The organism is Vasconcelosia minhoensis LEGE 07310, assembly GCF_015207255.1.
Taxonomy (GTDB): domain Bacteria; phylum Cyanobacteriota; class Cyanobacteriia; order Phormidesmidales; family Phormidesmidaceae; genus Vasconcelosia; species Vasconcelosia minhoensis.
The window spans coordinates 20,647-47,384 of the sequence record NZ_JADEXG010000010.1 but is presented as its reverse complement, the minus strand read 5'-3'; the positions used below and the strand labels follow the sequence as shown (position 1 = coordinate 47,384).

General features: G+C 56.0%; 23 protein-coding genes. 13 read left to right on the top strand and 10 right to left on the bottom strand.

Annotated features, from left to right (window positions below):
* Positions 1–6 precede the first annotated feature (6 nt).
* From IQ241_RS06230 to IQ241_RS06220, 3 genes are all read left to right on the top strand, one after another.
* Entirely contained in the window at positions 7–222 is a 216-nt protein-coding gene (locus IQ241_RS06230; RefSeq protein ID WP_193905555.1) for a DUF2839 domain-containing protein, read from the top strand.
* 422 nt (positions 223–644) lie between these two features.
* On the top strand, positions 645–986 hold the full coding sequence (locus IQ241_RS06225) for a DUF1815 family protein (protein ID WP_193905554.1): 342 nt from the start codon (positions 645–647) through the stop codon (positions 984–986).
* 318 nt (positions 987–1,304) lie between these two features.
* On the top strand, positions 1,305–1,946 hold the full coding sequence (locus tag IQ241_RS06220; protein ID WP_193905553.1) for an FHA domain-containing protein: 642 nt from the start codon (positions 1,305–1,307) through the stop codon (positions 1,944–1,946).
* Here IQ241_RS06220 and recA read toward each other — a convergent pair.
* Positions 1,943–2,983 (bottom strand): recombinase RecA, encoded by a 1,041-nt coding sequence (gene recA / locus IQ241_RS06215; protein WP_193905552.1) that lies wholly within the window; start codon positions 2,981–2,983, stop codon positions 1,943–1,945. The two genes, IQ241_RS06220 and recA, sit on opposite strands and share 4 nt — an antisense overlap.
* A 312-nt stretch (positions 2,984–3,295) precedes the next feature.
* Between recA and xseA the strand changes: the two genes are divergently transcribed.
* Together xseA and xseB are read left to right on the top strand one after the other, a co-directional pair.
* Positions 3,296–4,522 (top strand): exodeoxyribonuclease VII large subunit, encoded by a 1,227-nt coding sequence (xseA, locus tag IQ241_RS06210; protein WP_193905551.1) that lies wholly within the window; start codon positions 3,296–3,298, stop codon positions 4,520–4,522.
* A gap of 36 nt (positions 4,523–4,558) precedes the next feature.
* The gene (gene xseB / locus IQ241_RS06205) at positions 4,559–4,837 is read left to right on the top strand and encodes an exodeoxyribonuclease VII small subunit (protein ID WP_228021432.1); all 279 of its coding nucleotides are present in this window, start codon (positions 4,559–4,561) and stop codon (positions 4,835–4,837) included.
* Between the two features lie 9 nt (positions 4,838–4,846).
* Here xseB and IQ241_RS06200 read toward each other — a convergent pair whose 3' ends face one another.
* The 3 genes from IQ241_RS06200 to IQ241_RS06190 all read right to left on the bottom strand — a co-directional run bounded on the left by IQ241_RS06200 (position 4,847) and on the right by IQ241_RS06190 (position 8,166).
* Positions 4,847–6,196, bottom strand: a complete 1,350-nt coding sequence (locus tag IQ241_RS06200) for an ATP-binding protein (RefSeq protein ID WP_193905550.1) — start codon at positions 6,194–6,196, stop codon at positions 4,847–4,849.
* 118 nt (positions 6,197–6,314) lie between these two features.
* A complete protein-coding gene (locus tag IQ241_RS06195; RefSeq protein WP_193905549.1) occupies positions 6,315–7,826 on the bottom strand; it encodes a UDP-N-acetylmuramoyl-L-alanyl-D-glutamate--2,6-diaminopimelate ligase in 1,512 nt (503 codons plus the stop codon).
* A 55-nt stretch (positions 7,827–7,881) separates the two neighbouring features.
* A complete protein-coding gene (locus IQ241_RS06190) occupies positions 7,882–8,166 on the bottom strand; it encodes a glutaredoxin family protein (protein WP_193905548.1) in 285 nt (94 codons plus the stop codon).
* Positions 8,167–8,466: 300 nt separating this feature from the next.
* Between IQ241_RS06190 and cysH the strand changes: the two genes are divergently transcribed.
* The 4 genes from cysH (at position 8,467) to IQ241_RS06170 (ending at position 14,874) form a co-directional block, all read left to right on the top strand.
* On the top strand, positions 8,467–9,183 hold the full coding sequence (cysH, locus tag IQ241_RS06185; protein ID WP_228021431.1) for a phosphoadenosine phosphosulfate reductase: 717 nt from the start codon (positions 8,467–8,469) through the stop codon (positions 9,181–9,183).
* 81 nt (positions 9,184–9,264) lie between these two features.
* On the top strand, positions 9,265–10,602 hold the full coding sequence (gene sbcD / locus IQ241_RS06180) for an exonuclease subunit SbcD (RefSeq protein WP_193905546.1): 1,338 nt from the start codon (positions 9,265–9,267) through the stop codon (positions 10,600–10,602).
* Positions 10,603–10,649: 47 nt separating this feature from the next.
* Positions 10,650–11,747 (top strand): tetratricopeptide repeat protein, encoded by a 1,098-nt coding sequence (locus tag IQ241_RS06175; protein ID WP_193905545.1) that lies wholly within the window; start codon positions 10,650–10,652, stop codon positions 11,745–11,747.
* A 1,045-nt stretch (positions 11,748–12,792) separates the two neighbouring features.
* Positions 12,793–14,874: a heparin lyase I family protein gene (locus IQ241_RS06170; RefSeq protein ID WP_193905544.1), complete on the top strand. Its 2,082-nt coding sequence runs from the start codon at positions 12,793–12,795 to the stop codon at positions 14,872–14,874.
* A 105-nt stretch (positions 14,875–14,979) separates the two neighbouring features.
* Here IQ241_RS06170 and IQ241_RS06165 read toward each other — a convergent pair whose 3' ends face one another.
* The 5 genes from IQ241_RS06165 to IQ241_RS06145 all read right to left on the bottom strand — a co-directional run bounded on the left by IQ241_RS06165 (position 14,980) and on the right by IQ241_RS06145 (position 20,302).
* The gene (locus tag IQ241_RS06165; protein ID WP_193905543.1) at positions 14,980–16,038 is read right to left on the bottom strand and encodes a fatty acid desaturase; all 1,059 of its coding nucleotides are present in this window, start codon (positions 16,036–16,038) and stop codon (positions 14,980–14,982) included.
* A gap of 101 nt (positions 16,039–16,139) precedes the next feature.
* Entirely contained in the window at positions 16,140–17,870 is a 1,731-nt protein-coding gene (gene nadB / locus IQ241_RS06160) for an L-aspartate oxidase (RefSeq protein WP_193905542.1), read from the bottom strand.
* Between the two features lie 82 nt (positions 17,871–17,952).
* Complete coding sequence (psbU, locus tag IQ241_RS06155) at positions 17,953–18,333, bottom strand: photosystem II complex extrinsic protein PsbU (protein ID WP_193905541.1); 381 nt, start codon at positions 18,331–18,333, stop codon at positions 17,953–17,955.
* A 145-nt stretch (positions 18,334–18,478) separates the two neighbouring features.
* Positions 18,479–19,528, bottom strand: coding sequence for an adenylate/guanylate cyclase domain-containing protein (locus IQ241_RS06150; RefSeq protein WP_193905540.1), 1,050 nt, complete (start codon positions 19,526–19,528; stop codon positions 18,479–18,481).
* A 51-nt stretch (positions 19,529–19,579) separates the two neighbouring features.
* Positions 19,580–20,302, bottom strand: coding sequence for a DUF3120 domain-containing protein (locus IQ241_RS06145; protein ID WP_228021429.1), 723 nt, complete (start codon positions 20,300–20,302; stop codon positions 19,580–19,582).
* A 258-nt stretch (positions 20,303–20,560) separates the two neighbouring features.
* Here IQ241_RS06145 and IQ241_RS06140 point away from each other — a divergent pair, with 258 nt between their 5' ends.
* From IQ241_RS06140 to IQ241_RS06130, 3 genes are all read left to right on the top strand, one after another.
* Entirely contained in the window at positions 20,561–21,484 is a 924-nt protein-coding gene (locus IQ241_RS06140; protein ID WP_193905538.1) for an undecaprenyl-diphosphate phosphatase, read from the top strand.
* Positions 21,485–21,516: 32 nt separating this feature from the next.
* Positions 21,517–22,866, top strand: a complete 1,350-nt coding sequence (locus IQ241_RS06135; RefSeq protein WP_193905537.1) for a TIGR03279 family radical SAM protein — start codon at positions 21,517–21,519, stop codon at positions 22,864–22,866.
* 233 nt (positions 22,867–23,099) lie between these two features.
* Positions 23,100–24,896: a TolC family protein gene (locus IQ241_RS06130; RefSeq protein WP_193905536.1), complete on the top strand. Its 1,797-nt coding sequence runs from the start codon at positions 23,100–23,102 to the stop codon at positions 24,894–24,896.
* A 37-nt stretch (positions 24,897–24,933) separates the two neighbouring features.
* On the opposite strand, the gene IQ241_RS06125 is transcribed toward IQ241_RS06130, so the two are convergent.
* Entirely contained in the window at positions 24,934–25,299 is a 366-nt protein-coding gene (locus IQ241_RS06125) for a hypothetical protein (protein WP_322743591.1), read from the bottom strand.
* A gap of 313 nt (positions 25,300–25,612) precedes the next feature.
* Here IQ241_RS06125 and IQ241_RS06120 point away from each other — a divergent pair, with 313 nt between their 5' ends.
* Positions 25,613–26,716 carry a D-alanine--D-alanine ligase family protein gene (locus tag IQ241_RS06120; protein ID WP_390622420.1) on the top strand — a complete coding sequence of 368 codons (1,104 nt, stop codon included), beginning with the start codon at positions 25,613–25,615 and terminating at the stop codon, positions 26,714–26,716.
* Positions 26,717–26,738 lie beyond the last annotated feature (22 nt).

The window sequence follows — 26,738 nt, the reverse complement described above, 5'->3', positions numbered from 1 at the left end:
TAACTCATGGGAGAAGCCAAACGCCGCCGCGAAGCCCTAGGAGAAGAGTACGGCAAGCCTGAGACAATTTTGCCTTGGCTGCCGATCACGAAAGCTCAGGCCACTCAATTCAGCCGATGGACGACGTTAGGCGCTTGGGTTGGGATTATTTTAATGGTTGGGATTTGGCTAACGGTGCGCTTTATTGGTCCCGGCTTTGGCTGGTGGGAAATTTCGGGTTAGGTTTTGCCCGCCAATTACTAATTTTTGTGATGATTTTGGCAATAGCCTAGATAAATCTGTCAATTTCCGCCTTCTGCGCTAGAACGGAGTAAGTTTCTGCTGGCCTATGGCTTTGCATCTTAGCAGTTTGCCTAATAGCGGCTGTTTGCTGGACTATGGGTTTTTGACTTGGGTGTTAGCCCAGGGCTGCTGCTGCCGTTCCTGTCCAGAGCGCCGTCCTAGATGGAATTGCTTCACCCCGGCTGCGGTTAGAGCGCGGTTTGAATTTGGCCATACTAGTTTGTCCGAGCTGGCTAACTGGAATCAATATAGGTAGCCCCAAAATAGCCATTTTTTGGCAAAAGCACATTTATCTGTCAAACTTTATTAAGTAAATCTTAAAATGTCGCCTATTATGGAATGTGGTGAGAGAGAAACGCCGTATGTTTACTAGACTTGCAGAACAACACCGTCAGTTCGTTCGGGATCTGGTCTTGAGCCTGAAAGCGCTGGCGACTGTTTTAGAAAATCGGGGCTATTTAGCGTCCTGCTACACCTGTGGGGGGCAGCTCAACAGCGCTTCCTTTATGGTTAGTCTGGGAGACGATCATCTCATTCGCTTTTTGGTATCTGACTACGGCATCACCTGGACGGAGATGCGGGACGACCGCGAGCTGATGAAGCTAGAAGGGGCTGAAGCCATCAGCCAGCTTCAAGAACTTGCGAATCTAGTCAAGTATCAGGTCAAGCCTGCCGACAGCCAAGCGGCTCAGATTTCGGCTTAGACGCGGCTTCGAGACCGCACGCCAACAAAACTTCCTCGGACAGCCCAAAGATAGGCTGCTCGAAAGATCTCTATCGGTAAACGACGCAGAGTAGCCTACCGGCCGACACCTGATAGATTGCGGCCCGCTATGACAACTCGCTACAATATGAAGCAGAAAACCTAAAGCTTAGAGATTTGATAAAGCCAGGGTGATTGTAGCTGTGGACCAAAAGCATCTGGGAAAATTAGAGCTGAATGGATCTTCACCTGACTTTGGCACCTGAGTGGCCTGATTCATAAGTTTGTCGTTCGTTTAGCTGCTGCGTCACCTACATTTATGCTCGACCCAAGCGCTCTAGCTTCCTATGCAGCTGCTCTGCCAGACTCTAAAGAGCAAAAGCTACGGGAGCGACTTGAATTATTTCAAATTTTCTCAAAACTCTACGAGCGCGATCGCGATTTTCTGGATGAGCTGCTCCGGGCTGAGGAAGCAGACCTATCTGCGCCATCCGGTCCGGCTGTCGCCCCCTATGCCCAAGGCGTAATCACTCAAAACGGCGCGTACTTAGTCAGTAACGGGCCGACGGGCCAGTCGCAGGCATTTATGCAGCCACAGTCGATTTGGAGCATTGGTCGCGATCCGCGGCAATCCGTCCTAGTCTTTCCAGATAAGCGGCTGTCACGCTGTCACGCTGTGGTTCAGTATCAGCCGCAGCAGGGATTTGTCCTCTTTGACCTGGAAAGTACAAATGGGACATATGTCAACGGCAGTCGGATAGCGCGATTTTCAAAGCTGCGGGACGGTGACCGGGTTCGGCTAGGCGGCCTTACCTTTAGCTTTTTCATCTACGATCCTCAAGCAGCAGTCACATTGGGCCACTGCAATAGTTTGAGTCAAACCGCACTGAGTGCGATCGCAGAGCTCCCCTACGGAGCTGATTCTACGCCGACTCAGCCCGAAGCTAGACGGCCTGACTAGGTTATGGGACTAGACGTTTCAGCAGCAGTCTCTGATGCTGGCTGGAGCCGCTGCCAGATTTCTTGCTGCAGCTGATGGGCCAGCTGTGGGCATTCGCCTAAATACTGGATAGCGTTATCTCGGCCCTGGCTGATGTTTTCCCCACCATAGCTATACCAGGCCCCTTGACGAAGGACGACACCCGTTTGCTCAGCCAGATCAATAATGCAACCTAGTCTAGAAATCCCCTGACCGAAGATAATGTCAAACTCGGCCAGGCGAAACGGAGGCGCGACCTTATTCTTAGCGACTTTGACCTTAACCCGAATCCCAAACTCCTCATTTCCCCGTTTTAGAGTCTGAATCCGCCGCACATCCAAGCGTACAGAGGCGTAGAATTTAAGCGCATTGCCACCGGTTGTGGTTTCAGGATTACCGTAGGTCACACCAATCTTGAGCCGCAGCTGATTGAGAAAAACGACGGTACAGCCTGACTTGCCAATGCTGCCGGTAATTTTGCGCAGGGCTTGGCTCATCAATCGAGCCTGGAGCCCCACGTGAGTGTCTCCCATTTCGCCTTCAATTTCGGCTCGTGGCACCAGCGCCGCGACCGAGTCGATCACAATAATCTCCACTGCGGCCGAGCGAATGAGCTGATCGACAATTTCGAGAGCGGTTTCGCCGGTATCAGGCTGAGAAATCAGCAGGTTTTCAGTATCGATCCCGAGGGCGGCAGCATAGATCGGGTCGAGCGCATGCTCTGCATCGACGAAGGCCGCGATCCCACCCTGCCGCTGAACCTCAGCAATGGCGTGTAGCGCTAGCGTTGTCTTACCCGAACTCTCAGGACCATAGATTTCAATCACGCGCCCCTTGGGCAAGCCGCCGCTGAGGGCTAGGTCAAGCGTAAGAGCGCCAGTGGAGATCGTTTCAACCTTCAGCCGGCTGGCGTCTCCCAGCCGCATAATGGTGCCCTTGCCAAAATTGCGCTCAATCTGGCTGAGCACCAGGCCCAGGGCTTTTTGTCGCTCGGCCTTGTCAGTTGGAAGTTTAGCCATAGACGCTGATGAGGGGTAGTGAGTGAGGAAAGAATATGGCACCTTATTGTAAAGGTGTCCTGCAAAGGTCAAATTGTAAAGGCGCAGCTGCTGGCAGGGCGCTCCAAAAATCAATGGCTGAAGTAAGTCCTATAGGGGCTATCTATAACATTCTCAGATCGTAAACCGTTTCCGGAGGATTAAAATACAGATGTACTATCATCTAATCGTGCTCTCATCGTCTTGTCGAGCCTAGATGGTCGTTCGTCTGCCCAAAGGTTACTTAACTCAAAGGTGACTTAACTATGATGCCTAACCTGAGCTTCTGTCCCGATGCCCCCACTTTCTACTGCAGTTGATTCAGCCCTCACTGTAGCCGGGCTGACTGACTATATCCGAGCGCTGTTAGAGGATGATGCTCAGCTCCACCAGGTCTGGGTCATCGGGGAGGTGTCGAGTGCCCGGCAGCATCGTCAGGGCTGCTTTTTTACCTTGCAAGAGCCAGACGGCTCGGCGGCGATCAGCTGTGTGGTCTGGCGCAGTCAGCTGGCGCGGCTGGCGGCGCTACCGGCGGTGGGTGAGCAGGTGATTGTGCTCGGACAGATTCGCCTCTATCCCAAGCGCGGCAGCTATCAGCTCACGGTTTGGCAAGTATTACCAGCCGGCGCGGGGCTTCAGGCGCTGCGCTATCGACAGCTGCGATCGCGGCTCGCGGCCGAAGGTCTGTTCGATGCGGCCCAAAAGCGGCCCCTGCCAGCTTATCCCCAGACGGTGGCCGTGGTCACGTCTCCCCAAGCTGCGGCTTGGGGAGACATTCAGCGTACGCTGGGCCGCCGCAGTCCGGGGCTGCTCGTCCTGCTCTCGCCCGCTATCGTGCAGGGCGAGCAAGCGCCTGGGTCGATTGTTAAAGCAATCCAGCGCGTCCAGCAAGACGGCCGGGCGGCAGTGCTGCTGCTGGCTCGGGGGGGCGGAGCCAGCGAAGATCTGGCCTGCTTTGACAATGAGCGGGTGGTACGGGCGATCGCGACCTGCCCCATCCCCGTTGTGACTGGAATCGGTCACGAGCGGGACCAGTCCCTCGCCGATCTGACTGCTGACCTCTGCGCCCATACGCCGACCGCAGCCGCAGAGCAGGCGGTGCCCAACTTAGATCAGCTCTATCAGGAGCAGGCCGATTTTCTACAGCAGACTGTGCAGCTCACGGCCCAGCGACTTTACCAGGCCGCAGGGCAGCTTCAGACCTGCCGAAACCGACTACGGCAGGTCCAGCTCGATCGGCAGCTCGACCAGGCACAGCAAACCGTCCATCAATGTCAGCAGCGACTGCTCTACAGCCTTGGCCAGCGGCTGCAAATGGCCCAACATCGGCACCAGCTGATTGCCGAAAAGCTGGTCGCCCTCGACCCTACCGCAGTCCTTCAGCGAGGCTATGCCCTAGTCCGACAAAATCATCAGATTGTCACCCGCGCGGCGGCTTTAGCCCCCGGCGACCCGATTGAAATTCAGCTGGCGGCAGGACAGCTCCGGGCAACCGTCACCGCAATTCTGACCGAAGACTAGACCGACTGCGTGAATTAAAATTGATCTTCAACCCCGATGACAACCCCAACCCCCCATTTCAATTTGCCGACAATGTCCTCCCCCCAAAAAACCGAAAGATCTCAGGACTGGAGCTATGAAGAAACACTACGCCAGGTAGAGGCGATTGTCACCCAGCTCGAAACGGGCGAAATGCCGCTGGCCGAAGTATTTGAGCAGTTCTCTGTTGCGATTGGTGGACTGCGCCAGTGCGATCAGTTTTTACAAGAAAAGCAGCAGCAGATGTCGCTCCTCGTGGAAACCCTGGTAGACTCGCCTGACTCAACTGAAGTCTAGGGAAAGCAGCTACTCGGAATAGGCTAGGAGCATCGCCGTAAAACGGGAGCCGCGACCGGGTGAGCTCTTGATCTGAATTACGCCTCCCATCTGCTGTAACAGCTGCTGGGCCATGGTCAATCCCAACCCAATCCCCTCCAAACCCTCTACGGGCAATCGCCGAAAAAAAGCGTCGAAGACCCTGGGCAGGTCGGCACTACCAATGCCGGTACCGGTATCTTCAACGGCCAGCGCAATCCGGTCTCCGCTTTGGGCAGCCGTGACCCGAACCGAGCCGCCGTTTGCCGTAAACCGAATTCCGTTATTAATCAGATTGATTAAAATCTGCCTGAGCCAGGGCTCAACGCCTGCCGCAGGGGGCAGATTGGCTGCAATCGTATAGGCCAGGGTAATGCTCCGTTCGCGCGCTAGCGGCTGATAGGTGCTGACCACACCGGGCACAATCTCACCCAGCTGCAAGGGTTGCAGCTGGGGTGGAGCAGCGGTTTGCACTTGCAGGAGCTCAATCGCACTCGTCACCAATGCGCTTTGGCGATCGCACTCGCGGCGAATCATATCGAGGTAGCGTTGGCGCTGAGGCGGCTTCAGGTTTGGCGAATTGAGCAGGGTTAGCGCGGTCTTGATCGTTGTCAGAGGCGTGCGCAGCTCTTGCCCAGCCGCGTCCAAAAAGGCGCGATCGATGCTGTCGCCAGGCTTGGAGGAGGGCACCAAATCGCTGTCGGCCTTTCGAGCCTCTGCCAGCGTTGCCCGCAGCTCGTTCTGAGCCCGTAGCTGCCAGCTGAGAAAATCGTCGATTAGCGCTGCCGATGAGGCCAACTCGGTCGCTAAGCCACCAGCGTTTTGGGTTAGCAAGGCTTGACCCGCCGGACTGTGGTGTAGCAGGGACTGGAGCCCCTGCCCAATTGACTGTAAGGCGCCAGGGGAAGCGAAGCAAACTAGGGATAGGTTGCGGCGACTGGCTTCACCCGGGGCTTGAGTACGGCGAAAGGCCAGGAGCCCACAGGCAAAATTATCGGCGATCGCCAGGCACAGATATTCCCCTTTGAGATCGTCTTTCCTCAAGGCAATCGTTTGGTAGGGTAGCTCGGACCGATCGGGCGCAGTCGGCCAGGAGGGCTCCAGTCCCAGCAGGTACACCCGAGGTTCGGCGAGCTGCTGGCAATATTGCCGGATATCTTCCCACCAGGCCTCTTCTTTAGGCAGCTTGAGCCAAAGGGTAGCCGCGAGCGAGCGGGACTGCAAAAATTCAATCAGCGACTGCAAGATGGCTTTGAAAGCGCGAGGCGTAACCGGTATCTGCCCTCGGAGCTGTGACTCGGAAAGACAGGTCTGTAAGGTCACAGGAGCGTCAGTATCCATCAAAAAACTCTCAAGTCACGTGTAGCCGGCGGCATGGCTTTTAGAGCATTCTGTATTGATCGAGCAGATTTGTCTAGAAACCCGCTGCTGGCCCGTGCGACATTCCTAGCCGATAGCCTCAGGATCGAGCAGAACGCATCTGGAGGGCTGCTCTGGCCTGCTCCCGATCGTCAAAGTGAATTTTCTCTGTTCCTAGAATTTGATAGTCCTCATGCCCTTTGCCCGCGATCAAAACGCCATCGCCCGGCTGAGCCTGCAAAATAGCCGAGCGAATGGCCTCGGCCCGGTCGCATAGAACCTGATTAGGGTCGAGGGCGGTGTCGACCCCCGCGACGATATCCTGCAAAATTCGCTCTGGGTCTTCTGTGCGTGGGTTATCTGAGGTAACGATTGCCCGATCGGAGCGTTCATGAGCAATTCGGCCCATCTGTGGCCGCTTGGTTCGATCGCGATCGCCGCCGCAGCCAAAGACACAGATTAGCTGCCCTTGGACAAAGGGACGGATCGCCGTCAGGGCGTTCTGGAGGCTGTCGGGCGTATGGGCATAGTCCACAATCACGCTAATATCCTGGTCGGGAATCTGTACCCGCTCCATCCGTCCGGGGACGCCGCCAAACTCAGGCAGCGCCGAAACAATCTGCTCTAGTCCGAGCCCCAGATGGAGCGCGGCCCCTACCGCCGCCAGCAAATTCTCTAAATTGAACTGGCCGACTAGCGGTGAACGGAAGGGCTGGCGGCCCGCTGGCGTACAGAGGGTACCGCTGACGCCGGCGGGCGCATAGCTCAGCGACTGGGTAAATAGGTCCGCGGTCGCATCGTCCACGCTATAGGTCCAGACCCGCTCTGCCGGCAGCCGCTGAATCAGCCGGCGACCGTAGAGATCGGTCTGGTTGATGATGGCCCGTCCCCGGAGATAGTCGGGGCTAAACAGCAGGGCTTTGGCTTCGAAGTAGTCATCCAGGTCGCGGTGATAGTCTAGATGGTCCTGGGTCAGATTGGTGAAGACAGCGGCTTCAAAGGTACAGCCCCAAACTCGTTTTTGCGCCAGCGCGTGGGAGCTGACTTCCATGACTGCAAAGCCGCTGCCCGCCGCCGTCGCTGCCGCTAGTTCGCGCTGCAGGTCAATAGGGAAAGGCGTGGTATGAATCGCCGTTTGCTGATGGCCCGGCCAGCGGCTGTAAAGCGTGCCAAGCAGCGCGGTTGGCTGCTGCGCCTGGGTCAGAAAATATTCAATTAGGTGGGTGGTTGTAGTTTTCCCATTGGTGCCGGTGACGCCGACCGTCTGCAGCTGCTGAGCCGGATGGCCGTAGAAGGTAGCCGCGATCGCGGCACAGACCCGAGCCATGTCATCGCAGGGAATCACCAGCGGCTCGGCCGAGCCCATAGCCAGCGGGCGGGCCGCTAAGGCAGCGGGAGAGACGACGGCCGCAATTGCACCGGCCGCGATCGCGCTGGGCCAAAATTCGCCCCCATCGACCCGGGTGCCGGGCATGCCAATAAATAGATCCCCCGGCTGGCAGGCATGGGAATTGGTCGATAGCCCCTTCACCTCAGTTTCCCAGGCGGGATGAGCCGCCGCTATAGGTGACGGGGAACCGGGTAGGTCGCTCAGCAGCTCACGGAGTTTCATGTCAGCAATTCCTCATAAAACGGGTCATAGGGCAGTTCATCATAGCGGGCAGCAGCTACTCTACCGTCGAAAAATTCAGGTGGTTCCTCAACATCCGTTCGACCTGCCGCAGCGGAGCTCGGGGTGACAGCCGGGGTAGGGCCTGCTCAGCCAGACCGCTGGCCTGCTGCGATAGTTTGCACAAAACCGGAATCTCATACTGATACTTTTGAAACCATTCGGGATTTTGGGTAATATCTCGCACTTCGAGCGTAAACGGCAGCTGGCTTTGGGCCAGCTTTTCCGCTAGCCCCTCGCACAGATGGCACCCTGGCTTGCTGTAAAGGATAAGCGTCTTCATAAACTGAAATATATCTCTTAAAAGGAATACACGATTTGGCCAGAAATCGATCAAAATCGTAACCCCTGTTTGCCCCCAATGCCTTCCCAAGCTGATCTTGAAAGACCAGCATTCGGGGTCCAAAAGCAGTTCAAATCCCCAAGCGGGTGGGGGCGGATCGGGTATCCCCCAGATTTTGGGGATTTAATTCCGCGTTTCCCGATCGGGTTATGTGTGTTTATGGGGTAGGATTGGGAAGTATCACCCGTTTAATGTTCCTCATATCAGGTTCATCAGCCGCAGAATACTATGGTTCAATGCATGGAAGCTCCTGTTAAGCAACGGCTTAACCTAGACCTGGCTCGTCTCAATCGACAGTTCGAGTCCGCTGAACCGCAAGAGATTTTAGCCTGGTGCGTCGAGCACATTCCAGACGGCCTGGCCCAGGCATCCTCCTTTAGCCTACCGGTGATTCAGCACATGCTGGCGCAGGAAATTCAGCCCGAACGCCCGATTCCGGTTATTTTTCTAGATACGCTACACCTCTTTCCCGAAACCCTTGAAACCGCCAGGCAGGCACAGGCGCGCTATCAGCTCGACCTCCATGCCTACAGCGCGAAAGGCGTTGATAGCCAAGAGGCTTTTGCTAAGCGCTATGGTGAAGCCCTGTGGGTCACCGATGTCAACCGGTTTCACCACCTGACTAAGGTCGAGCCGCTGGCCCGAGCCCTGGATGAGCTGGACGTCAAAGCCTGGATCACCGGGCGGCGACGCGACCAGTCTAAGAACCGCCGCTATCTGCCGATCTTCGAGTGGGATACGGATGGGCGGATAAAAATCAATCCGCTGGCAAACTGGACTCGCAATGACGTGTGGAAATATGTCCTGGACGAAGATGTACTTTACAACCCGCTGCACGACCAGGGCTACACCAGTATTGGCGATCAGCCGCTGACAACGCCCGTTTTAGCAGGGGAAGGCGAGCGGGCCGGGCGCTGGCGCGGTAGTGAAAAGACGGAATGCGGCATTCACGGCTAGATGCGGGCGAGTCCAGGACCTCGTCTGGTACCCTAAAGGCAACTGTGAATCTACGGTCTCTCAATACTTTCCAGGCGAACTATGGCTGGTGAAACGGTGACTAAGCCTGTGGACGAAGGGTCAGAGGTTAAAATCCTGCACCTGTCTGATATCCATATGGGTAGCGGCTTTAGCCACGGACGGCAGAATCCTGAAACGGGCTTAAATACGCGTCTGGAAGATTCCGTTGCGACGCTGAGTCGCTGTATCGACCGGGCGATCGCGGAACCCGTCGATCTGGTTTTATTTGGGGGCGATGCGTTTCCCGATGCGACGCCACCGCCGCTGGTGCAGCAGGCGTTCGCCAGCCAGTTCCGGCGGCTGGTCGATGCGGCTATTCCGACGGTGCTGCTGGTGGGCAACCACGACCAGCATTCCCAGGGACTCGGCGGCGCTAGCCTCTGCATTTATCGCACCCTGGGCGTGCCGGGATTTATCGTCGGCGATCGCCTGGAGACCCACCGGATTGAAACGTCCAAAGGCCCAATTCAGATCGTGACCCTGCCCTGGCTGACCCGTTCGACGCTGCTAACTCGGCCAGAAACGGAGGGGCTGTCCCTAGGACAGGTTAACGAGCTCCTCATTGACCGGCTCCGGGTCGCACTCGAAGGTGAAATTCGCCAGCTCGACCCGGCCATCCCGACGATTCTACTGGCCCATCTGATGACCGATACGGCGCGCTTTGGGGCCGAGCGGTTTTTGGCTGTGGGTAAGGGCTTCACCGTGCCGATGGCGATTTTGGCGCGGCCCTGCTTTGACTATGTAGCGCTGGGCCATGTGCACCGGCACCAGGTCGTCTGCGAGTCGCCCCTCATGATCTACCCCGGCAGTATTGAGCGGGTTGACTTCAGCGAAGAGAAGGAAGACAAGGGCTACGTCATGGTTAGTCTGAGTAAAGCCAATACCCATGCTGAATTTTGCGCTTTGCCCGTGCGAGCCTTTCGGACGATAAAGACAGACCTGACCCAGCAAGATGACCCCCAAGCGGCCTTGCTCAAGGCAATTCAGCCCGGCGCGATCGCAGATGCCGTTGTTCGCCTGATCTACAAGCTGCGTGCCGATCAGATTGACCAAATCGACGGTGCCGCCCTCGCCGCTGCTTTGGCCCCGGCTCACACCTACAGCATTCACCCGGAACTGGTCAGCCAGCTGACTCGCCCTCGGCTGCCCGAGCTAGGAGCCGACAGCGCTTTAGAACCTCTCGCTGCGCTGCAAGCCTACCTGGCCAATCGTGAAGACCTGCAAGATCTAGCTGAGGATATGATCGCAGCGGCCCAGAGCTTGCTCAGGCAAGATGATGTTCTGCTGGCGTCCCGGACGGCCGAGTCAGGTGATGAGTTATCGACTGTGGATGACGCGAAGCAGCTTCGTTTGCTGTGATGGGGTGATGGAGTAATTCTGACGTCGGGGCTGACTGAGAGTTTTTTATGTATGAACTGGTGGCTGCCGCTCTGGCACAGCAGGACTATCGCCGCGCTGCGCAGCTGCTGAAGCAGTGGCATCAGGCGGCGCCCGGCGATCCGCTGGTGCTGCTTTATGCGGCAAAGCTACAGGAAGCAACGCTGAAGCTCGACGCTGCGGAAAAAAATTATTTAAAGCTGCTGAAACAGGCTACCCATCCTAAGCTAATGCGGCAAGCCCGCGAGGGGCTTAATCGGGTTCAGCAGGCGCGAGCAGCGCAGCTAGCCGAAGCCCCCAAAGCGGTTCGTCACAGTACTAGCCCAGACGACCTCGGGCTTTTGATTTTAGAACCGCCACCTGAACCCAATCGGGAAACGGCAGCGCAGGGCTTGGCCCAGGTTCTCAAACTAGACCTCTACACCGCTAGAATGCAGCTTCCCACCCGCAGCCTGCGGCTACAGCGAGTCGGAGATTTGACCGCAATTCAGGCCTGGGGTCGGGCTTTGCGGGAGGTCCAGACGCCAGCCTTTTGGGCTAGCGTGGCCGATTTACGGGCTATCCAGGTTTTCCAAATTTGCTATTTTCAGCAGCTGGGAACGCAGCCGGTGATTGTCTGCAAGAATAGCGCTGGTCAGCTGGGGACAATCGCATTTGCTTGGGCCGAGGTCTCACAGCGGCTGAGCGGTCAGGTCCCATTCTTTGAACAGGTAGCCGACATCGGCCCCTGGGGAAAGCCGCTACATAAGGAAAAAACCCAGGACTATGTCCAACTGCTCGACCTGCATTTAGAAAAACGGCAGATTATACTGCGGCTATGCGATCGCACCTACCTCTACGCCAAGGCCGCGACGCCAGTACCCACGGCCCAAAACGGCAATCGGCTGAACCTCAAACTCAGTAGCCGCATCCAGTGGAACTATCTGCTTCAGCATATCCACCAGACAGTTATGACGCCGCTGCATACCGACTTTACCCCTTTTGGGACAGGCGCACTAGAGTTCTTCAAAATACTCCCTTCTATCGAAGCTCATCTCTCCATCTCTCGACGCGCCTCCAGCGAATGGGACCAAGCCTTTCAACTGTATAGTGGATTACTCTTCCTAAAACATATGAATTTGCGGTAGCGGATAGTCTCTGAAGATACGGATTCGCAACGGCAATATAGCCCGAATAGAAAACTATCGACTTTGAAGTATCTTTACTGCCTAGAGAAGCTGTTATCCAAGTTTTTACGCTGTGCTGCCTGGTAATACAGACAAAAATACTGAGCAGATAGAGCTGCCAACAGAGGCTTCTGCGTAAATATCAGCAGACCTCTAATTTTCGATATTCTACACACAGCGGCTAACGTCAAAACAGATTCATTTAAAGCGAGTTAATTCACGGCGGGGCGCTTTCCTCAAGAAAATCATTGGCTCTATAGCTCTGCTCGAGGAATAATACTCGAAGATATCGCTGAGATAAAATCATCAGTCCAATCCTGGATTAAAGGTCTAATAGTCGGGATTTTACGCATATCCGCCTGACGCAAACAACAGCTTGAGGAGAATGACGGAGATTATTCAGTAAATGTTCCCAGACATCTACAAACTCCCAAAAAACCCAATCCTCGGTAATACTAACCAACTTTATCATTGCCTGTTATTGCTCTAAATTGCTGGGGCAAGCTAAACCCAAGAAGCGCGTTAGAGGCATGGAAAATAAATTTCTGCTAAAACTTGCTTCATGTTGGAAAAGCATGTATAAAGGTCTGGCAGTTCAAGTGTATTTCATCTCAAGTGGATTTCATCTCAAGTCCCGAAAAACGGCTTGGGAATTACGTGGAGACTATCTGATGCTTGACGGTCTCTTGTATTTTTAAGGGTCTATGTTGCCCTCGGTCACTTTATCTTTCTGGATCTCGCTGAGCAGCATTCTCGCCAAAGCAGATTCGAAAGGCAACCGGGCGGAATAAATCCCCCTTTTGTCGTAACGCTCAGCTCAAATAAGGGCTCGCTCAAAGCGATTTTGGCGATTTTGAACCCAGTTCTCTGATAAGCCTCTGCCATCTAGGCAAACTTAGCTTGTATCTGAACGCTTCCTTTGCGGAGGTTCAAATCTGCTGTGCCTATTTTCAAACTCTCTCAACTACGCAGTTCTCTCCATTACACATCATCAGGAGCATATCTTATGGAAAGCCTAGAAACGCTACACCCCGAACCCATCTTTACCAACGGACAGTCAGCCAGTCTGGAACCTTTTCCTTCCACCCAGAGTCAATTACCTTTAGGTGGGAATGGCCAAAGCGCCGGAGATATGATGCTCAACGCCCCTATTATGCCCGAGCCAGTTGCTCTGGTAGCAGAAAGTAATATTGTTGCCTCTCCCAGATCGATTTCAGGCAGTGATGCTTTAACGGGACGGTCCGCAGGAAGCACCAGAGACGAGTTACTCAACAACGGGCTTGTTTATTATGAGAACTTTGAAGGTCAGTTTCAGAACAAGAAAGCTTCCGAGTTCTTTTTACAATCGGGTCCTAGTAATAATCGCAACTCCGGATTCCGTAAAGTAGACGCGACAGAGTTAAATAATAGCTATGCGATCGCAGACTTACAGTCTGGCTCAGCTGCCTATGGCAACGGTTCTCTAGCAATGACCTTGAAAAGAGAAAACTCCAGGATGGAGTTAGGGCAAGCCAACAAATTCAATCAATCTCACTTTTCGGGCGAAGGGGACAATCTGTGGGTAGGCGCTAGCATTAAGATTGACCCAAGCTATACCGAGGGTTCAGCCAGTACTCGCATTATTCAGCTCAAGCGCAATTACAGACCCGGTAAAGTGCTGCCCGTAGGCCGCCCGCCGTTTAGCGTTTTCTACGATGCCAAAAGCGGCAACTTGAAAGGCGTAATCAACCGCGAGTATGACGGAGCCGGTAAAGAGTTCTCCTTGGGCAAGGTTAAGAAGGGCGAATGGTACGACTTCGTGATTCACACCTACTGGTCGTCTACGAATAAAGGCCATACAGAGCTCTGGCTGAACGGCCAGAAGAAAGTTGATTACCGTGGGGCAAATGTCTCGTCCTACATGGCCAGTGAAAAGAATTCTTACACAACTGTGCAAATCGGCGTCTACAATTCCCGCGGTGTGGACATCGACAGCAAACTACACTTGGATGAGGTCCGGCTTGCCGCCAACGAGGGCTACTACGATATTGTCAAGCCGGGCGGTATGCTGACTAAGGGCTCGTCTCCTAAGCCTGTAGAGCCTGCGGCCCCGGTTAACCCACCGGTAGCCCAGAAGCCTCAGCCTGCCCCTAGTCAGTCCAGCTCCCCGCCTAAGTCTAATGCTTCAGCTGGCAATACGCTGCGGGTTGAAGCCGAGTCGAACTTGGTCAACTTGGATAAAGGCGGCAAATACGACGGCATCTTCCGAGCGGGCGATGCATCAGGCGATAAGGCCTATGCGATGAAGCATGACGGCGCCGCAGCCACCTTCAAGTTCACGGGCGAGTCTGGCAGCTATAGCCTCAATTTGAACGCCAAAGCAGATTTGTACAAGGGCGCACCTCGGGTCACCGTTTCGCATAACAACGGCAGCCAGACTTGGAGCACTGAGATCTCTAGCACGTCGTATCAGCTTCAAGCGCTTAATGGCCCCAATCTAAATCTGAAAAAAGGAGATACTGTCACCCTCAAATTCGACAACGATCTGTACGAGGGCAGTGTTGACAAAGATCGGAACCTGTATCTTGACTATCTGGAGTTTGTACCTGCCGCTAGGAAAAGTCAGCCACCCGTTCAATCTGTACCATCCGCACCATCTGTTCCATCTGTTCTTCCGCCAGCCTACAGCACTGTCCAGGTACAGGCTGAGTCAAGCCTAGTTGCATTAAATGATCTTGCCCAGAAAGGCCGTGTGGTCAGCGCCAAGGATGCGTCGGGTGGGAAGGCCCTTGCCCTGTTCCATGGCAAATCTGCAGCCACCTTCACGTTTACGGGAGAATCTGGACGCTATGGCCTCAGTCTGAACGCCAAAGCAGACTTGTACAAAGGTGCACCTGCCGTAACGGTTTCACAAAACGACAGCAAACAAACTTGGACGACTCCAATTTCTAGCACCTCGTACAAGCTCCACGAGCTCAACGTTCCGTCCTTGAACCTGAAGAAAGGTGATACCGTTACCCTCAATTTTGATGACGACCTCTACGGTGGTAGTGGAAAGGATCGGAACCTGTATCTTGACTATCTAGCGTTTGTGCCTCAGGTCAAATAAGCTCAATGAGCTTGGCTAGAAAATTTGCCTCACGCACTACGGCCAGCGGTTCTTGACTAGAACCGCTGGCCGTAGCTTCGTGATAGTTTGAGTCGCATGGTCGCTTTAAAGGTTTAACGGCAGCCAGTCGATCGGGTCACGCAGGACCAGAAAAGACACGCCGATCGCGCCTACGAAGTTATGCAGGCTCACCCCGCTAGCTTCATCAACAACCTCGCCCTGCCCGTGGAACAGACGGTGAACGCGAAAGCGATGATAGTTGGCAATCAGTCGAGGCAGGGTCACGACCTGTCGGTAGTCGGGTCGATAGAGTTCGCGATCGAGCGCCGGCAGCAGGTACCAAGGGCAGCGCACGACTCGGTGATGGGCGTTGTGGTAACCAAAATTAAGAAAAATTAGGTTAAGCCAGGGCCAGCGCTGGGTCAGAACGTTGGAAAAGGTGTTGAGCTCTTCGTGGGCTAGATCATACCGAGGAAGCGGCTGGTCTAGCCGAAAAACGGTATAGGTGTGCTGAAAGCAGTCCATAAAGCGCAGAATGTGAATAAACGCGAGGTAGGCCAGGAAATAAAGCAGCACCGCCCTGGGTGAATAAATCGCGATCGCGCTAAACAAACTGCCCCGCACCAACAGCTGTAGCCCATTCCGCCAGCGCTCATCTCGCCGTCGCTGACTGAAGAAGGGCGTCAGCAGGCAGAGCCAGCGCAGGATGAAGTTAATCACCGGGAAGTAGAGCCACTCCAGCCCAATGATCAGCTGCCGGAGCGGACGGGGGAGGGCCTGCAAAAAGTCTGCGATCGCAAAGGCAGAAAAGTCAGCCCGATCCTTATGGTGGGCCAGATGATGATGGGCTAGGTCGCGATAGCGACAGTAGCTCGACCCGGTCAGAAACAGCATGGCCTGACCAAACGCCCGATTCAGCCCCGCCCGCTGAAAAATGGCGTTGTGCATAAAATCATGGACGAAGTAAGCCGCCCACATGAGGGTATGAATGACCAAGAGCAGGCCGACCAGGTTGAGCCAGCCCGACGCGGCCATCAGCGCCGCGACGCCGACGCCGTAGCCAATGAAGACATAGGCGATCGCAGCCGCGCTAATCCAGTGATTGCGATGGTTGATATAAAAGCTGGCGTTGGAAACCTTTTCGGGAAATGTTGCGGAGGTCATCGAGGGCAGCCGTGGGGCTTGTAACAACTGTCCTCAGGATAGCGATGCCGTCTGACAGAGCGCTAACCCAATGCGATCAAATCCTCACATTTAGCGAGCGGTTAGAGCAGGGGTTTCGATCGCCAGCAGCGGCTGCCCTGTACTAGGGTATGGGCCTGCCAGGCCGGATTGGGCTGGGGAAAGTCACGGCGATAGTGGCCGCCCCGGCTCTCGGTCCGAAAGGCCGCGCTTTGCAAAATTAGATCGGCAATGTCAAAGAGGTTGCGGGTTTCGCCCCACTGCCGCACGGCCAAGGGGGCCAGATTGGCTGGCAGGTCGCAGATATATTGGGGTGAGAGCTGGGTCAACATTTGAGACAGCGAGAGCCGCTCAAACTCACGCCGCCACTGCTGGAGCTGAGCAATCGCGCGGTCTAGCTCAGCCGATTCGCGGCAGATGCCTGCGCTCTGCCAGACCAGATCGGGCACCCGCGATCGCCAGTCCTGAACTTGGGCCAGTTCATCGGCGCGGGCTGCCGAAAGCGGCTTACCCCATGCAGCGGGCGGCGGCAGCTCAGCCTCGGGCAGCCTTAGCGACCTGAGCTGCGCCCCAAACACCAGACATTCCAACAGCGAATTGCTGGCCAACCGGTTTGCACCGTGAACGCCGGTGCTGGCATTTTCTCCCACCGCGTAGAGCCGGGGTAGCGTCGTTTGGCTGTTTAAGTCTGTGACAATACCGCCCATCCAGTAGTGGGCAGCGGGGGAAACGGGAATAGGCTGATTGAAAACATCGATTCCCCAGCGTTGGCAAACCCGCACAATATTCGGAAATCGCCGCCGCACCTGGTCCGGCTCGATCGGGCTGAGGTCAAGCCACACCACCGAACGGTCCTGGGCTTCAGAGACATTCTGAAGGCGGGTATAAATAGCGCGGCTGACCACATCGCGGGGAGCCAGTTCACCGTCGGGGTGGAAGTCAAAGGCAAAGCGACGGCCTGCCCAATCAATCAGGTGAGCTCCCTCACCGCGCACCGCTTCGCTAATCAGAAATCGAGGCGCTCCGGCCTGGCTGAGGGCAGTGGGGTGAAATTGAAAGAACTCCAGATCTCGCAGCCGCGCCCCGGCTCGCCAGGCCATCGCCACGCCGTCGCCCGTGCTAGCCTCTGGATTTGTTGTATGGGCAAAAACCTGTCCGCCGCCGCCAGTCGCCAGGACGATGGCCTTGGCCGCAGTCCACCGAATCTGACCCTCGGCGCTCACTCGGCAAATCCCCTGGCAGTGACCAGCTGAATTGAGCCAGAGATCGAGGACAAAGGACCGGTCAAGAACGGTGATATTGGCCCGTTGCAGGACCTGCTCACTCAGAATTGAGACAATCGCCCGGCCCGTTGTATCCGCGGCATGCAGCACCCGATGACGAGAATGGGCGGCCTCTAGCGTCATCGCCAGGTCGCCGTCCTGCCGGTCGAAGGCCACACCCAGATCGATCAGCGACTCGATGCAGTCGCGGGCTTCCTTAACCAGCTGGATCACTGCGGCGCGATCGCACAGCCCCGCCCCCGCCCGCAGCGTATCGGCAATGTGCAGCTCTGGCGAATCTTCCGGCGCGATCGCGGCGGCAATGCCACCCTGAGCCCAATCGCTAGCAGAGACTGACAGCTGGTCCTTGGCCACCAGACCCACCCGCAGCGAAGCCGGCAAACAGAGTGCCGAGTAAAGCCCCGCCGCCCCGCCGCCGATCACCAGAACGTCAAAAGCTGGATCAGGGTCTAGTGTGAGCGGCCGTGATGCAGCATGGGTCAAGATAAAATTGCTCCTGCTAGAGCAGCCAAAATACCCGAGACGGGGCATAGACCGACTCTAGCAAGCGCGATGGCAGACCGGCCGAATCGGCGGAGGCGTGAATAGCAGCGAAGAATAGCGACTGGAATGGCTACTTATAGACGCCGTTGTTAAACCGATCGGCCCCTTCTACCAATGCCGGGTCCGGTTCGGTAATGGTAAAAACATCCATATTCTGCTCAATCCGATCCTTTTCAACAGGGCTCAGCCCAGGAATTTCTAGCACATCCTGGAGAGAATCGTAGGGTGCATTGGTGACAATTTTGCTGGCAATCGTCGGATAGAGACCACGATATTTGGTGAAAGCAGCAATATTTGTATTGTTGACGTCAATTTTAGACCCGTAGTCAGTCGCCAGCTTATCGTCTACAGCGTTGCGGAGCTGCTTCGCCATCGCCGGCTGTGGCCATCCCCCAACAAGTCCGCCGAGCAGCAATCCCAATACCAAAAGCAGGCTTAAAAATCGCTTCATTATCTCAGTCCCTCTCGCAAAATCAAATTTGAGTCAAATTTATACAACACATCTGTTAAGAGGTTACCACTTTCACGGGTACTTCCGCTGGCACTTTCGCACTGGCTCGGCCGCGATTCAGCGCCTATCCGTCAGCGAAGTCATTTTAGTAGGACTGGCTCGAAACCAAATCGACCTGGTTATCTTCATAGGCGCTCAAAAACCGCCCCAGATCTGAAAAGGCACAGGCATATGTGGCCAGCGAATAGCTCTGGCCCTTGAGCTGAACCGAATACTGTTTAAAGGTTTGCTCGTTCATGCCCAGCTGGCCCAGCTGCTGGTATAGCTTACTGCTGACTGCGACATCTAGACCCAAATGCTGGGTTGCTAGCTCATATTGGCGCGTATCGTCGATGGTATCACCCAAGACCGCGTATTCAGGCCTCAGGCCGCTTTCCATATCCCCCACCATGGCATAGCCCTGATCGAGGCCAACGCCAATTCGCAGGCGCATCGGCAGCGCGTATCGCTGGTTCAGATCATTCATCACCTGCTGTAGGTCGCAAACGGCCCGAATCGTCCGCAGGCTCTCCTCCCGGGGAACGTCTTGTGTACCGTGAATCCATACGGCGGTGATGGCGCTGCCGGTGTAGCGGTCAACCCAGCCGCCGTAGCGCCTGAGCACTTCCCCCGCCTGCCGAAACCAGCTACCGACCGCTTCTGATAGATCTTTTTCGTTGAGACACTGGGTCATCGCGGTAAAGTCACAGAGGTCGATGACCGCGGTTGAAACCAGCCTGCGGACATGGATGGCGGCCGTTGCCGTAAAGCTATAGTCGCTGTCGGTGCTGTCAGCCGCGGCAGCATCGGCTGAAGAGCAGAAAAACTGAAGCTCGGTCTGACCAAAGGTTAGCATGTCGCCGCTGTGAAGCGGGACCGGCACGGTGACTCGACGCCCGTTGATAAAAGAGCCATTCCGGCTACCCAAATCAATCAGATAAAACTCACCCGACTCCATGCTCTGAATCATCGCGTGGTTGCGTGAAATCCACTGGTCAGACAGTACCAGATTATTGTCATCATTTCGCCCCACCGTCCAGCAGCTACTTGCCGTCAGCGGCAGGCGTCGCTGCCCTAGAGCCGTATTAAACAGCAGATAGGATTCTAACTGTGAAGGAGTTTCAGGATTCGTCACAACAAACAAATATTCCCGCATGATTAACCCAGCCTAAAAATACCCTGCGGATCAATCATCCCAGCTAGGTACTCAGGCCAAAACAGCCGCAGCGAAAAACAGGCTATCTACCAGGATGGTACTGAGGATAGCACCGCTAAAGGACCACCAGATGGCTCGCTTAGACTGCATTGGTAGGATACCCAAAGCGAGCAGTAGGGCTAACAGCACAGCGGCACGACTGACCCCAGGGAGGGTTTGCATCTGCCCTAGCGCCGCGTGTAAAACGCTACCCGCTTCGGCGGGCGGTACTGACATCACCTGCCGCCAGTAGGGAATCAAATCGACCCAATAAAAGTACAAATCGGTAATCACCGTTCCCAGCAGGGAGCCCAGGTAAAAAAAACTGCCAATTTGAGCCCGATTGCGCAGCAGCAGCAGCGCTACCGCAGGCAGCGCGATCGCTTCGATCGGTAGGTGAACATAGGGCTCCCAGCGGAACCAGCCCCAGTAAACTGAGCCGGCTAGCCAGGACCAGCCAAAGCCAATCAGCAGATCGCCCCAAAAGCGCAGCCGGGGAGACCGCAGCAGCTGCCAGCCGCCCAGCAGCCAAATCCCGCTCAGCAGCAAACTGGTCCAGGGAAACAGCCGGACCAGGGGAGCCTGGGCAAAGACTGGAACGGCGACTAAAAAAGCCGATACCCAAAACGCTTTGAGCCGAGGTTCGGTAGATTGAGTGACTTCTAGCCGCCATTCGCAGGGCTGAAGGGAAGACGGCGGGTCGGGCAGATCAAGCTGGGGCGGTTCTAAGAGCAATGCTTTTCTAAGTTTTAAGTTAACTATTGTTAAGATAACACGCATGATTGTAAAGCAGGGGCAGGTACCGATGTCCCCCGGCTTGACAGCTCGCTGCCCTAACCTATCCGCTGAGCTTGCAGTATAGGCTGCCGCCTCAGCTTTAAAGCCCCTCTAAAGGGGTAGCTGAATGGGCGGATCAGACTAAAATTATTTAACAGTAATTTAATGAAGTCTGTTAAAAATTTAGTTTCGACTTAATTTTTGACTGGAGTTGTCATGCTAGAAACGACAGTTCTCAGCGGGCTGTCCCTGCTGGGACGGCTAGCCCAGATCAGTGAAGCGAGCAGCAGAGCGGGCTCAGCGGAAATCGGGCTGTTCCAAGCCGTGGCAATTGGGATCGTCCAGGGGCTGACGGAGTTTCTGCCGATTAGCAGTACGGCCCATGTCAAAATTGTGCCAGTGGCGCTGGGCTGGGGCGATCCGGGCGTGGCGTTTACGGCAGTGATTCAGCTGGGCAGTGTGGCCGCCATCCTCTGGTATTTTTGGTCCGACCTGTCGGCAGTAACGGTGAATACGCTCCGCGCCGCTGCCGCCCGTAACTTTGACTCAGACGAGTTTCGCCTGGGGCTCGGGATTGTGCTAGGCACAGTGCCGATTGTCATCTGCGGCGTTTTCATCAAGCTGTTTGTGCCGGGCTACGACGATTCGATTGTGCGCAGTGCCGCCGCGATCGCGATTGTCTCCATCGTCATGGCCCTGCTGCTGGGTCTCGCGGAAAAGCTGGGACAACGCAAGCGCGGCTTTGCTAGCCTGGGCCTAGGTGACGGCATTGGCGTCGGGCTAGCCCAGACCCTCGCCCTGATTCCCGGCGTATCGCGCTCGGGCTCAACCCTGACGGCGGGCCTGTTTCTGGGGTTAAAGCGGGAAACTGCGGCGCGGTTTTCCTTCCTGCTGGGAACGCCAGCGATCCTGATTTCGGGTCTAGTCGAGCTCAAAACGCTGCTGGAGACGCCCAGCGATAGCGGTCTCGGGCCGATTGCTGCGGGTCTGATTGCTGCCCTGGTTTCCTCCTATCTGTCGATTGTCTGGCTGATTGAGTTTCTCAAGCGCCATAGCACCTGGCCCTTTGTCTGGTACCGGCTTGCCTTTGGGGCGGTTATCCTGATTGCGATCGCCACCCGCAGACTAGACAATGTTTAAATATTCTGAATCCAGTTCTGCCAGCCACCGCGATGAGGTCATTCCAGCCTGCGCTCATTACCCAAGTCCTACCCGACTCGATTGCCGCCGATTTGGGATTTGAGCCCGGCGATCGGCTGGTGGCGATCAACGGCCAGCCGCCTCGGGACCTAATCGACTACCGCTTTCTATGCGCCGACGAAGAGCTGACGCTGGAGGTGCTGGATGCCCAGGGCCAATCCCATCGAGTTGAGCTGGAAAAAGACTACGACGTCGACCTGGGCCTGGAGTTTGATAGCGCCCTATTTGATGGACTGATTCAATGCACCAACCGCTGCCCCTTTTGCTTTATCGACCAGCAGCCGCCCGGCAAGCGTGAAACCCTTTACCTCAAAGATGACGACTACCGGCTGAGCTTTCTCTACGGCAGCTATCTAACCCTGACCAATCTGCCCGCGGCCGAGTGGGAGCGGATTGCCCAGCTGCGCCTGTCGCCCCTGTATGTGTCAGTCCATGCGACCGAGCCGGCGGTGCGCTCGCGGCTGCTTAAAAATCCCCGAGCGGGCCAAATTCTTGACCAGCTAGCCTGGTTTCGACGGCATCGGCTACAGATTCATGCCCAGATTGTGGTCTGCCCCGGCATCAACGACGGCAAGCATCTAGAGCGCACCCTGCGCGACCTAGCCGAGTTTCACAGCGGCGACCCGTCAACCGTAGTCTCAGCCGCAGTGGTGCCGGTGGGGCTAACCCGATTTCGGCCCGAGCAGGACGAGCTCATCCCCGTGACGACAGCCCAGGCCCGGCAGACGATCGCTCAGGTGCAGCCGCTCCAGGCTGAGTTTCGACAGCGCTACGGGACAACGTTTGCCTGGCTGGCCGACGAATGGTTTTTGCTGGCTCGACAGCCGCTGCCGCCCGAAAGTCACTACGAAACCTATCCCCAGATCGGCAATGGGGTTGGCTCGATTCGGCTATTTCTGAAGGAATTTGCCGCCGCCGCTGGGAATCTTCCCCAGCGAGTGACGCCGCCGCGATCGCTGACCTGGGTAGTGGGTAATGCGGTCGAATATGCCTTTGCACCCATTGTGGAACAGTTGAATTGGGTTGAGGGTCTAACCGTTCAGATGGCCGCCCTGAACAGTGCTTACTGGGGGCAAGACATCACGGTCACGGGACTGCTCACCGGACAGGACATTGCTGCGCAGCTGCAGGGGAAGTCCCTGGGGCAGGCCGTGCTGCTGCCGTCGCTGATGCTGAAGCGGAGCGACCAAGGCGACCTAGCAGAGACTTACTTTCTCGACGATATGAGCGTCACCGAGCTGAGCCGCCGCCTGGGCTGCCCGATTTGGCTAGTGGACAATATCCCCGAACTGCTGCGGAGCTGCATCGAGCGGCCAATCTAGTTCAGACATCCTAGCTAGCTGAACTGTTCTGGCAAAATACACTAAACCGTATAGTATGACTTTAGAGTTTTTGTCGTTCTGGTAGGTTAACGGTGGCTCTGGCAGGATATATTGCCGGCATCTCACTTTTCTGCCGTCTGGCTTGCTTTTAGGGAGCGTTCATCCCTAGGATATTACGCGGGCTTCAACCCTCTGGTCTGAGTATCCGATTTTTAGAGGCTGACACGAGCACCATGCGACACTTGAACTCCGCTGCGCTGTTTTTAGTGGTTACGGGAAGTGCGATCGCGCTTTTCCATCAGCCGGTGCGAGCAGCAGAGCGTTTACCTGAGATAGAGCCTCGCCCATCTGGAGCAGACGCTCTGTCGGCGCGGGTAGCGACTAGCGCGGTTCAGAGCGCACTGCCACCGGTGCCCGAACCGATATCAGCAGATCCCCCGCGGAACCGGTTTCCCGCTGCGGTTAAGCCTACAGCGCTACCCAAGCAGCGTCTTAAATCGGAGCTTGCTCCCAGCTCTGGGCACCCAGGCGAAAATTTGGCCCAGCTGCCGGTATTGAATGAGCCCGCCGAATCGCCTGCTTCACCCCCGCCATCCGAATCCGCTCCTACAGCGCCAAGCGAGCCAGCGGCTTCAGATGAATTGACTGAACCAGAAGCTGAGCCAGAGCCGATTGCCTCTCCAGCCACCGTTCCCCTACCCCCAGGCGACCTAGTTGCTGACCCAAATCCACTCAACTTTCCGACCCAGCCAGAGGAGGTAAATGTCGCCGATGTCAGGGTTATCACTTTAGCAGAAGCGGTCGAGCTGGCCTATCTCAACAGCCAGTCTTTGCAGGTAGCGCTGCTAGAGCGAGCCCGGGCTGAGGCCGCGGTCGATGAGGCTAAGGCAGCCCTGTATCCCAGCTTAGATGCGAGTAGCAGTGTGACAACTCAGGAAAGCCAGAGCGGCGGCTTGGGCGATCTGGGTGCCCAGCTTGGGATTGAGGAGGACTCCGGCTCGGACGTAGATACGAGCTTGGACGGCTCGCTCGATCTCAGCTATAGCGTTTTTACGTCGGGCGGGCGAAGAGCCTCGATTCGAGCGGCCGAGCTGCAGCTGCGATTTAACGAGCTGGAAATCGAGCGGATTCAGGAGCAGCTGCGACTGGATACGGCTACGCTTTATTACAACCTGCAAGAATCCACGGAGCAAATTCGGATTGCTCAGGATGCTTTGGGAGAGTCCGAGCGCAACCTGCGCGATAGTCAGCTCCGTCAGCAGGCGGGAGTCGGGACTCGCTTTGACGTGCTCAGAGCCGAGGTAGAAGTGGCCAATGACCGTCAGTCGCTGATCCAGGCTCAGGGAGAGGAGCGCACGGTCCAGCGCAACCTGGCTCGACTGCTAAACCTACCCCCGACAGCAGGGGTTCAGGCCACTGCGGTCGAAGTGGCTGAAAGCTGGCCGCTGACGCTGGAGGAGAGCATTGTCCTAGCTTTTCAAAACCGAGCCGAGCTAGAGGAGCAGCTGCTTCAGCGGGATATTAGCGATCAGCAGCGAATTGTGGCGCTTTCCGCTGTGCGGCCCCAGGTTAGCCTGTTTGCCAACTACACTGTGCAAAATGTCTTGACCAACAACGACACGGGCTTTAACGACAATTATGCCTTTGGTGCCCGCTTCAACATGAACCTGTTTGACGGCGGTGCGGCTCGGGCCAGCGCCCGCCAGCAGGAGCGGAATAGCGAAATCGCCGAGCAGCGATTTTCGGAAACGCAAGACCAGGTGCGCTTTGAGGTAGAGGAAGCTTACTTTGATCTAGAGACGAATCAGGAGAACATTAGCACTGCACAGCTTGCTGTAATTTCGGCTGAAGAGTCTCTGCGGTTGGCCAATTTACGGCTGGAAGCCGGTGTCGGTACTCAGCTCGATGTTTTGACGGCCCAGTCAGATCTGACCGACGCCCAGGTCAATCTGGTACAGGCTATTTTAGGATATAACCGAGCTCTAGCAGCCCTACAGCGGGCTGTTAGTAATCTGGGCTCAACGCTGTGAACAGGACTATAGCCAGGTCAAGCAGTCTGATTGTGAGTCAGTGATGGATGCCAGAAGGCAGTTCCGACTGGTTTAGGGCCGGCTGATTTAACAGTCGCCAATCCTGACTTTTCTGATTCCAGCAGTCTTCCTGACACAGACGCTCAATCACTTGCTCAGCCGTAATCAGGCGCTTTAAGACCACTTGACCAATCGGTTCAGAAGTGACCCCTTCTGGCTTGACTTCGATCATCAGTACCGCATCTTCAACCTGGTAAAGCCAGAGAATTTCGCCGTGCTCTCGAATGCAGAGGCTGAGCTGCTGCACCAGGGGCTTACGCTGCCAGGCAATCTCATTCCAGAGCCCACCAAATTCCCAAACTCTGCCAGTTCTCCAGCCGTCGGACAGGAAAAAATATTTCACGGGGCTTTGCACACAGTCACATAAACGGCATTATGCCGACAAGTCTGGTGCGAATTCAATAGCTGGGGGAGCGCGATCGCAAAATCTTTCCAGCGAGCGTTCCAAATCACCGCTTGGAGCCACAACTTTTTTTCCGGACGGCAAATCTTAGCCTGGAATAGTTGATTGGTAGATGCACCCTGAATGAGACGCTTGAGTTCCCGAATCGGAGCTCGGGCGTTTTTTTTGGACTTTCGGAGGACTTTCTTTAGGCCGCGCAGTCTGTGATAGGCTATCGCCATTCATCACTCCTGCGGCGAGGCATACCATGGCAATGCGAGTTGGCCTATTGTTCGGTGGCTGTTCTGGCGAGCATGACGTCTCGATTCACTCAGCCCAAGCGGTCGCCCAGGCCCTCTCGACTGCCGCCAATGCGAAAAAATACCAGGTGGTGCCGGTGCATATTCAAAAAGACGGCGGCTGGCAAGTCGGCGAGTCGGCCCAGCGGATTCTAGCCTCTGGAGTAGCGCTATCGGAAACCGCTGACGATTTGGCCCAGGATGACAGCAGGGATAGTTCGACCGGGTCTTTAGCCCCAACCGCTGCTGCTCTGAACCGCCTGCCTACGCGTGAAGTGGCTGACATCGATATCTGGTTCCCGGTCTTACATGGCCCCAATGGGGAAGATGGCACCGTCCAGGGGCTGCTAAAGCTGATGCAGGTGCCGTTTGTCGGCTCGGGGGTGCTGGGATCGGCAATGGGGATGGACAAGCTGGCGATGAAATCGGCCTTTGCCCAGGCGGGGCTGCCGCAGGTCGAATACCGGGGGGTGCTGCGATCGCAGGTCTACGCCAATCCCAATGATTTCTCCCAGCTCTGTGATCAGCTCGAAGCCGACCTGGGCTATCCCTGCTTTGTCAAACCCGCCAACTTGGGATCTTCGGTTGGGATTACCAAAGCTGCCGATCGCAAGGCGCTAGAAGCGGCGCTAGAATCTGCCGCCAGCTATGACCGCCGAATCATCGTCGAAGCAGGCGTCGTCGCTCGGGAAATTGAATGCGCCGTTTTGGGCAACGACCGGCCCCAGGCGTCCACCCTGGGCGAAATTCGCTTCAGCAGCGACTTCTACGACTACGACACCAAATACACCGCCGGTGAGGCCGAGCTGCTGATCCCAGCGCCGCTGCCGACGGCGGTGACGGCCCAAATTCAGGCGATGGCGATTCAGGCGTTTCAAGCCGTCGATGCCGCTGGCCTTTCCAGAGTTGATTTTTTCTATGTCGAATCTACCGGAACGGTTCTGATCAACGAAATCAATACTATGCCCGGCTTCACTGCGACGAGTATGTATCCGATGCTGTGGAAGGCGTCGGGCCTGGAATTTGGCGGGCTGGTCGATCAGCTGATTCAGCTGGGCCTAGCGCGCACCGCCCCATAGCGCCAACCTAAGCGCGCACTGC

What these genes read in the sequence shown, in the direction of transcription:
- IQ241_RS06230 (WP_193905555.1), top strand. Translation starts at nt 7, where the DNA reads ATGGGAGAAGCCAAACGCCGCCGCGAAGCCCTAGGAGAAGAGTACGGC.
- IQ241_RS06225 (WP_193905554.1), top strand. Translation starts at nt 645, where the DNA reads ATGTTTACTAGACTTGCAGAACAACACCGTCAGTTCGTTCGGGATCTG.
- IQ241_RS06220 (WP_193905553.1), top strand. Translation starts at nt 1,305, where the DNA reads ATGCTCGACCCAAGCGCTCTAGCTTCCTATGCAGCTGCTCTGCCAGAC.
- recA (WP_193905552.1), bottom strand. Translation starts at nt 2,983, where the DNA reads ATGGCTAAACTTCCAACTGACAAGGCCGAGCGACAAAAAGCCCTGGGC.
- xseA (WP_193905551.1), top strand. Translation starts at nt 3,296, where the DNA reads ATGCCCCCACTTTCTACTGCAGTTGATTCAGCCCTCACTGTAGCCGGG.
- xseB (WP_228021432.1), top strand. Translation starts at nt 4,559, where the DNA reads ATGACAACCCCAACCCCCCATTTCAATTTGCCGACAATGTCCTCCCCC.
- IQ241_RS06200 (WP_193905550.1), bottom strand. Translation starts at nt 6,196, where the DNA reads ATGGATACTGACGCTCCTGTGACCTTACAGACCTGTCTTTCCGAGTCA.
- IQ241_RS06195 (WP_193905549.1), bottom strand. Translation starts at nt 7,826, where the DNA reads ATGAAACTCCGTGAGCTGCTGAGCGACCTACCCGGTTCCCCGTCACCT.
- IQ241_RS06190 (WP_193905548.1), bottom strand. Translation starts at nt 8,166, where the DNA reads ATGAAGACGCTTATCCTTTACAGCAAGCCAGGGTGCCATCTGTGCGAG.
- cysH (WP_228021431.1), top strand. Translation starts at nt 8,467, where the DNA reads ATGGAAGCTCCTGTTAAGCAACGGCTTAACCTAGACCTGGCTCGTCTC.
- sbcD (WP_193905546.1), top strand. Translation starts at nt 9,265, where the DNA reads ATGGCTGGTGAAACGGTGACTAAGCCTGTGGACGAAGGGTCAGAGGTT.
- IQ241_RS06175 (WP_193905545.1), top strand. Translation starts at nt 10,650, where the DNA reads ATGTATGAACTGGTGGCTGCCGCTCTGGCACAGCAGGACTATCGCCGC.
- IQ241_RS06170 (WP_193905544.1), top strand. Translation starts at nt 12,793, where the DNA reads ATGGAAAGCCTAGAAACGCTACACCCCGAACCCATCTTTACCAACGGA.
- IQ241_RS06165 (WP_193905543.1), bottom strand. Translation starts at nt 16,038, where the DNA reads ATGACCTCCGCAACATTTCCCGAAAAGGTTTCCAACGCCAGCTTTTAT.
- nadB (WP_193905542.1), bottom strand. Translation starts at nt 17,870, where the DNA reads ATGCCCCGTCTCGGGTATTTTGGCTGCTCTAGCAGGAGCAATTTTATC.
- psbU (WP_193905541.1), bottom strand. Translation starts at nt 18,333, where the DNA reads ATGAAGCGATTTTTAAGCCTGCTTTTGGTATTGGGATTGCTGCTCGGC.
- IQ241_RS06150 (WP_193905540.1), bottom strand. Translation starts at nt 19,528, where the DNA reads ATGCGGGAATATTTGTTTGTTGTGACGAATCCTGAAACTCCTTCACAG.
- IQ241_RS06140 (WP_193905538.1), top strand. Translation starts at nt 20,561, where the DNA reads ATGCTAGAAACGACAGTTCTCAGCGGGCTGTCCCTGCTGGGACGGCTA.
- IQ241_RS06135 (WP_193905537.1), top strand. Translation starts at nt 21,517, where the DNA reads ATGAGGTCATTCCAGCCTGCGCTCATTACCCAAGTCCTACCCGACTCG.
- IQ241_RS06130 (WP_193905536.1), top strand. Translation starts at nt 23,100, where the DNA reads ATGCGACACTTGAACTCCGCTGCGCTGTTTTTAGTGGTTACGGGAAGT.
- IQ241_RS06120 (WP_390622420.1), top strand. Translation starts at nt 25,613, where the DNA reads ATGCGAGTTGGCCTATTGTTCGGTGGCTGTTCTGGCGAGCATGACGTC.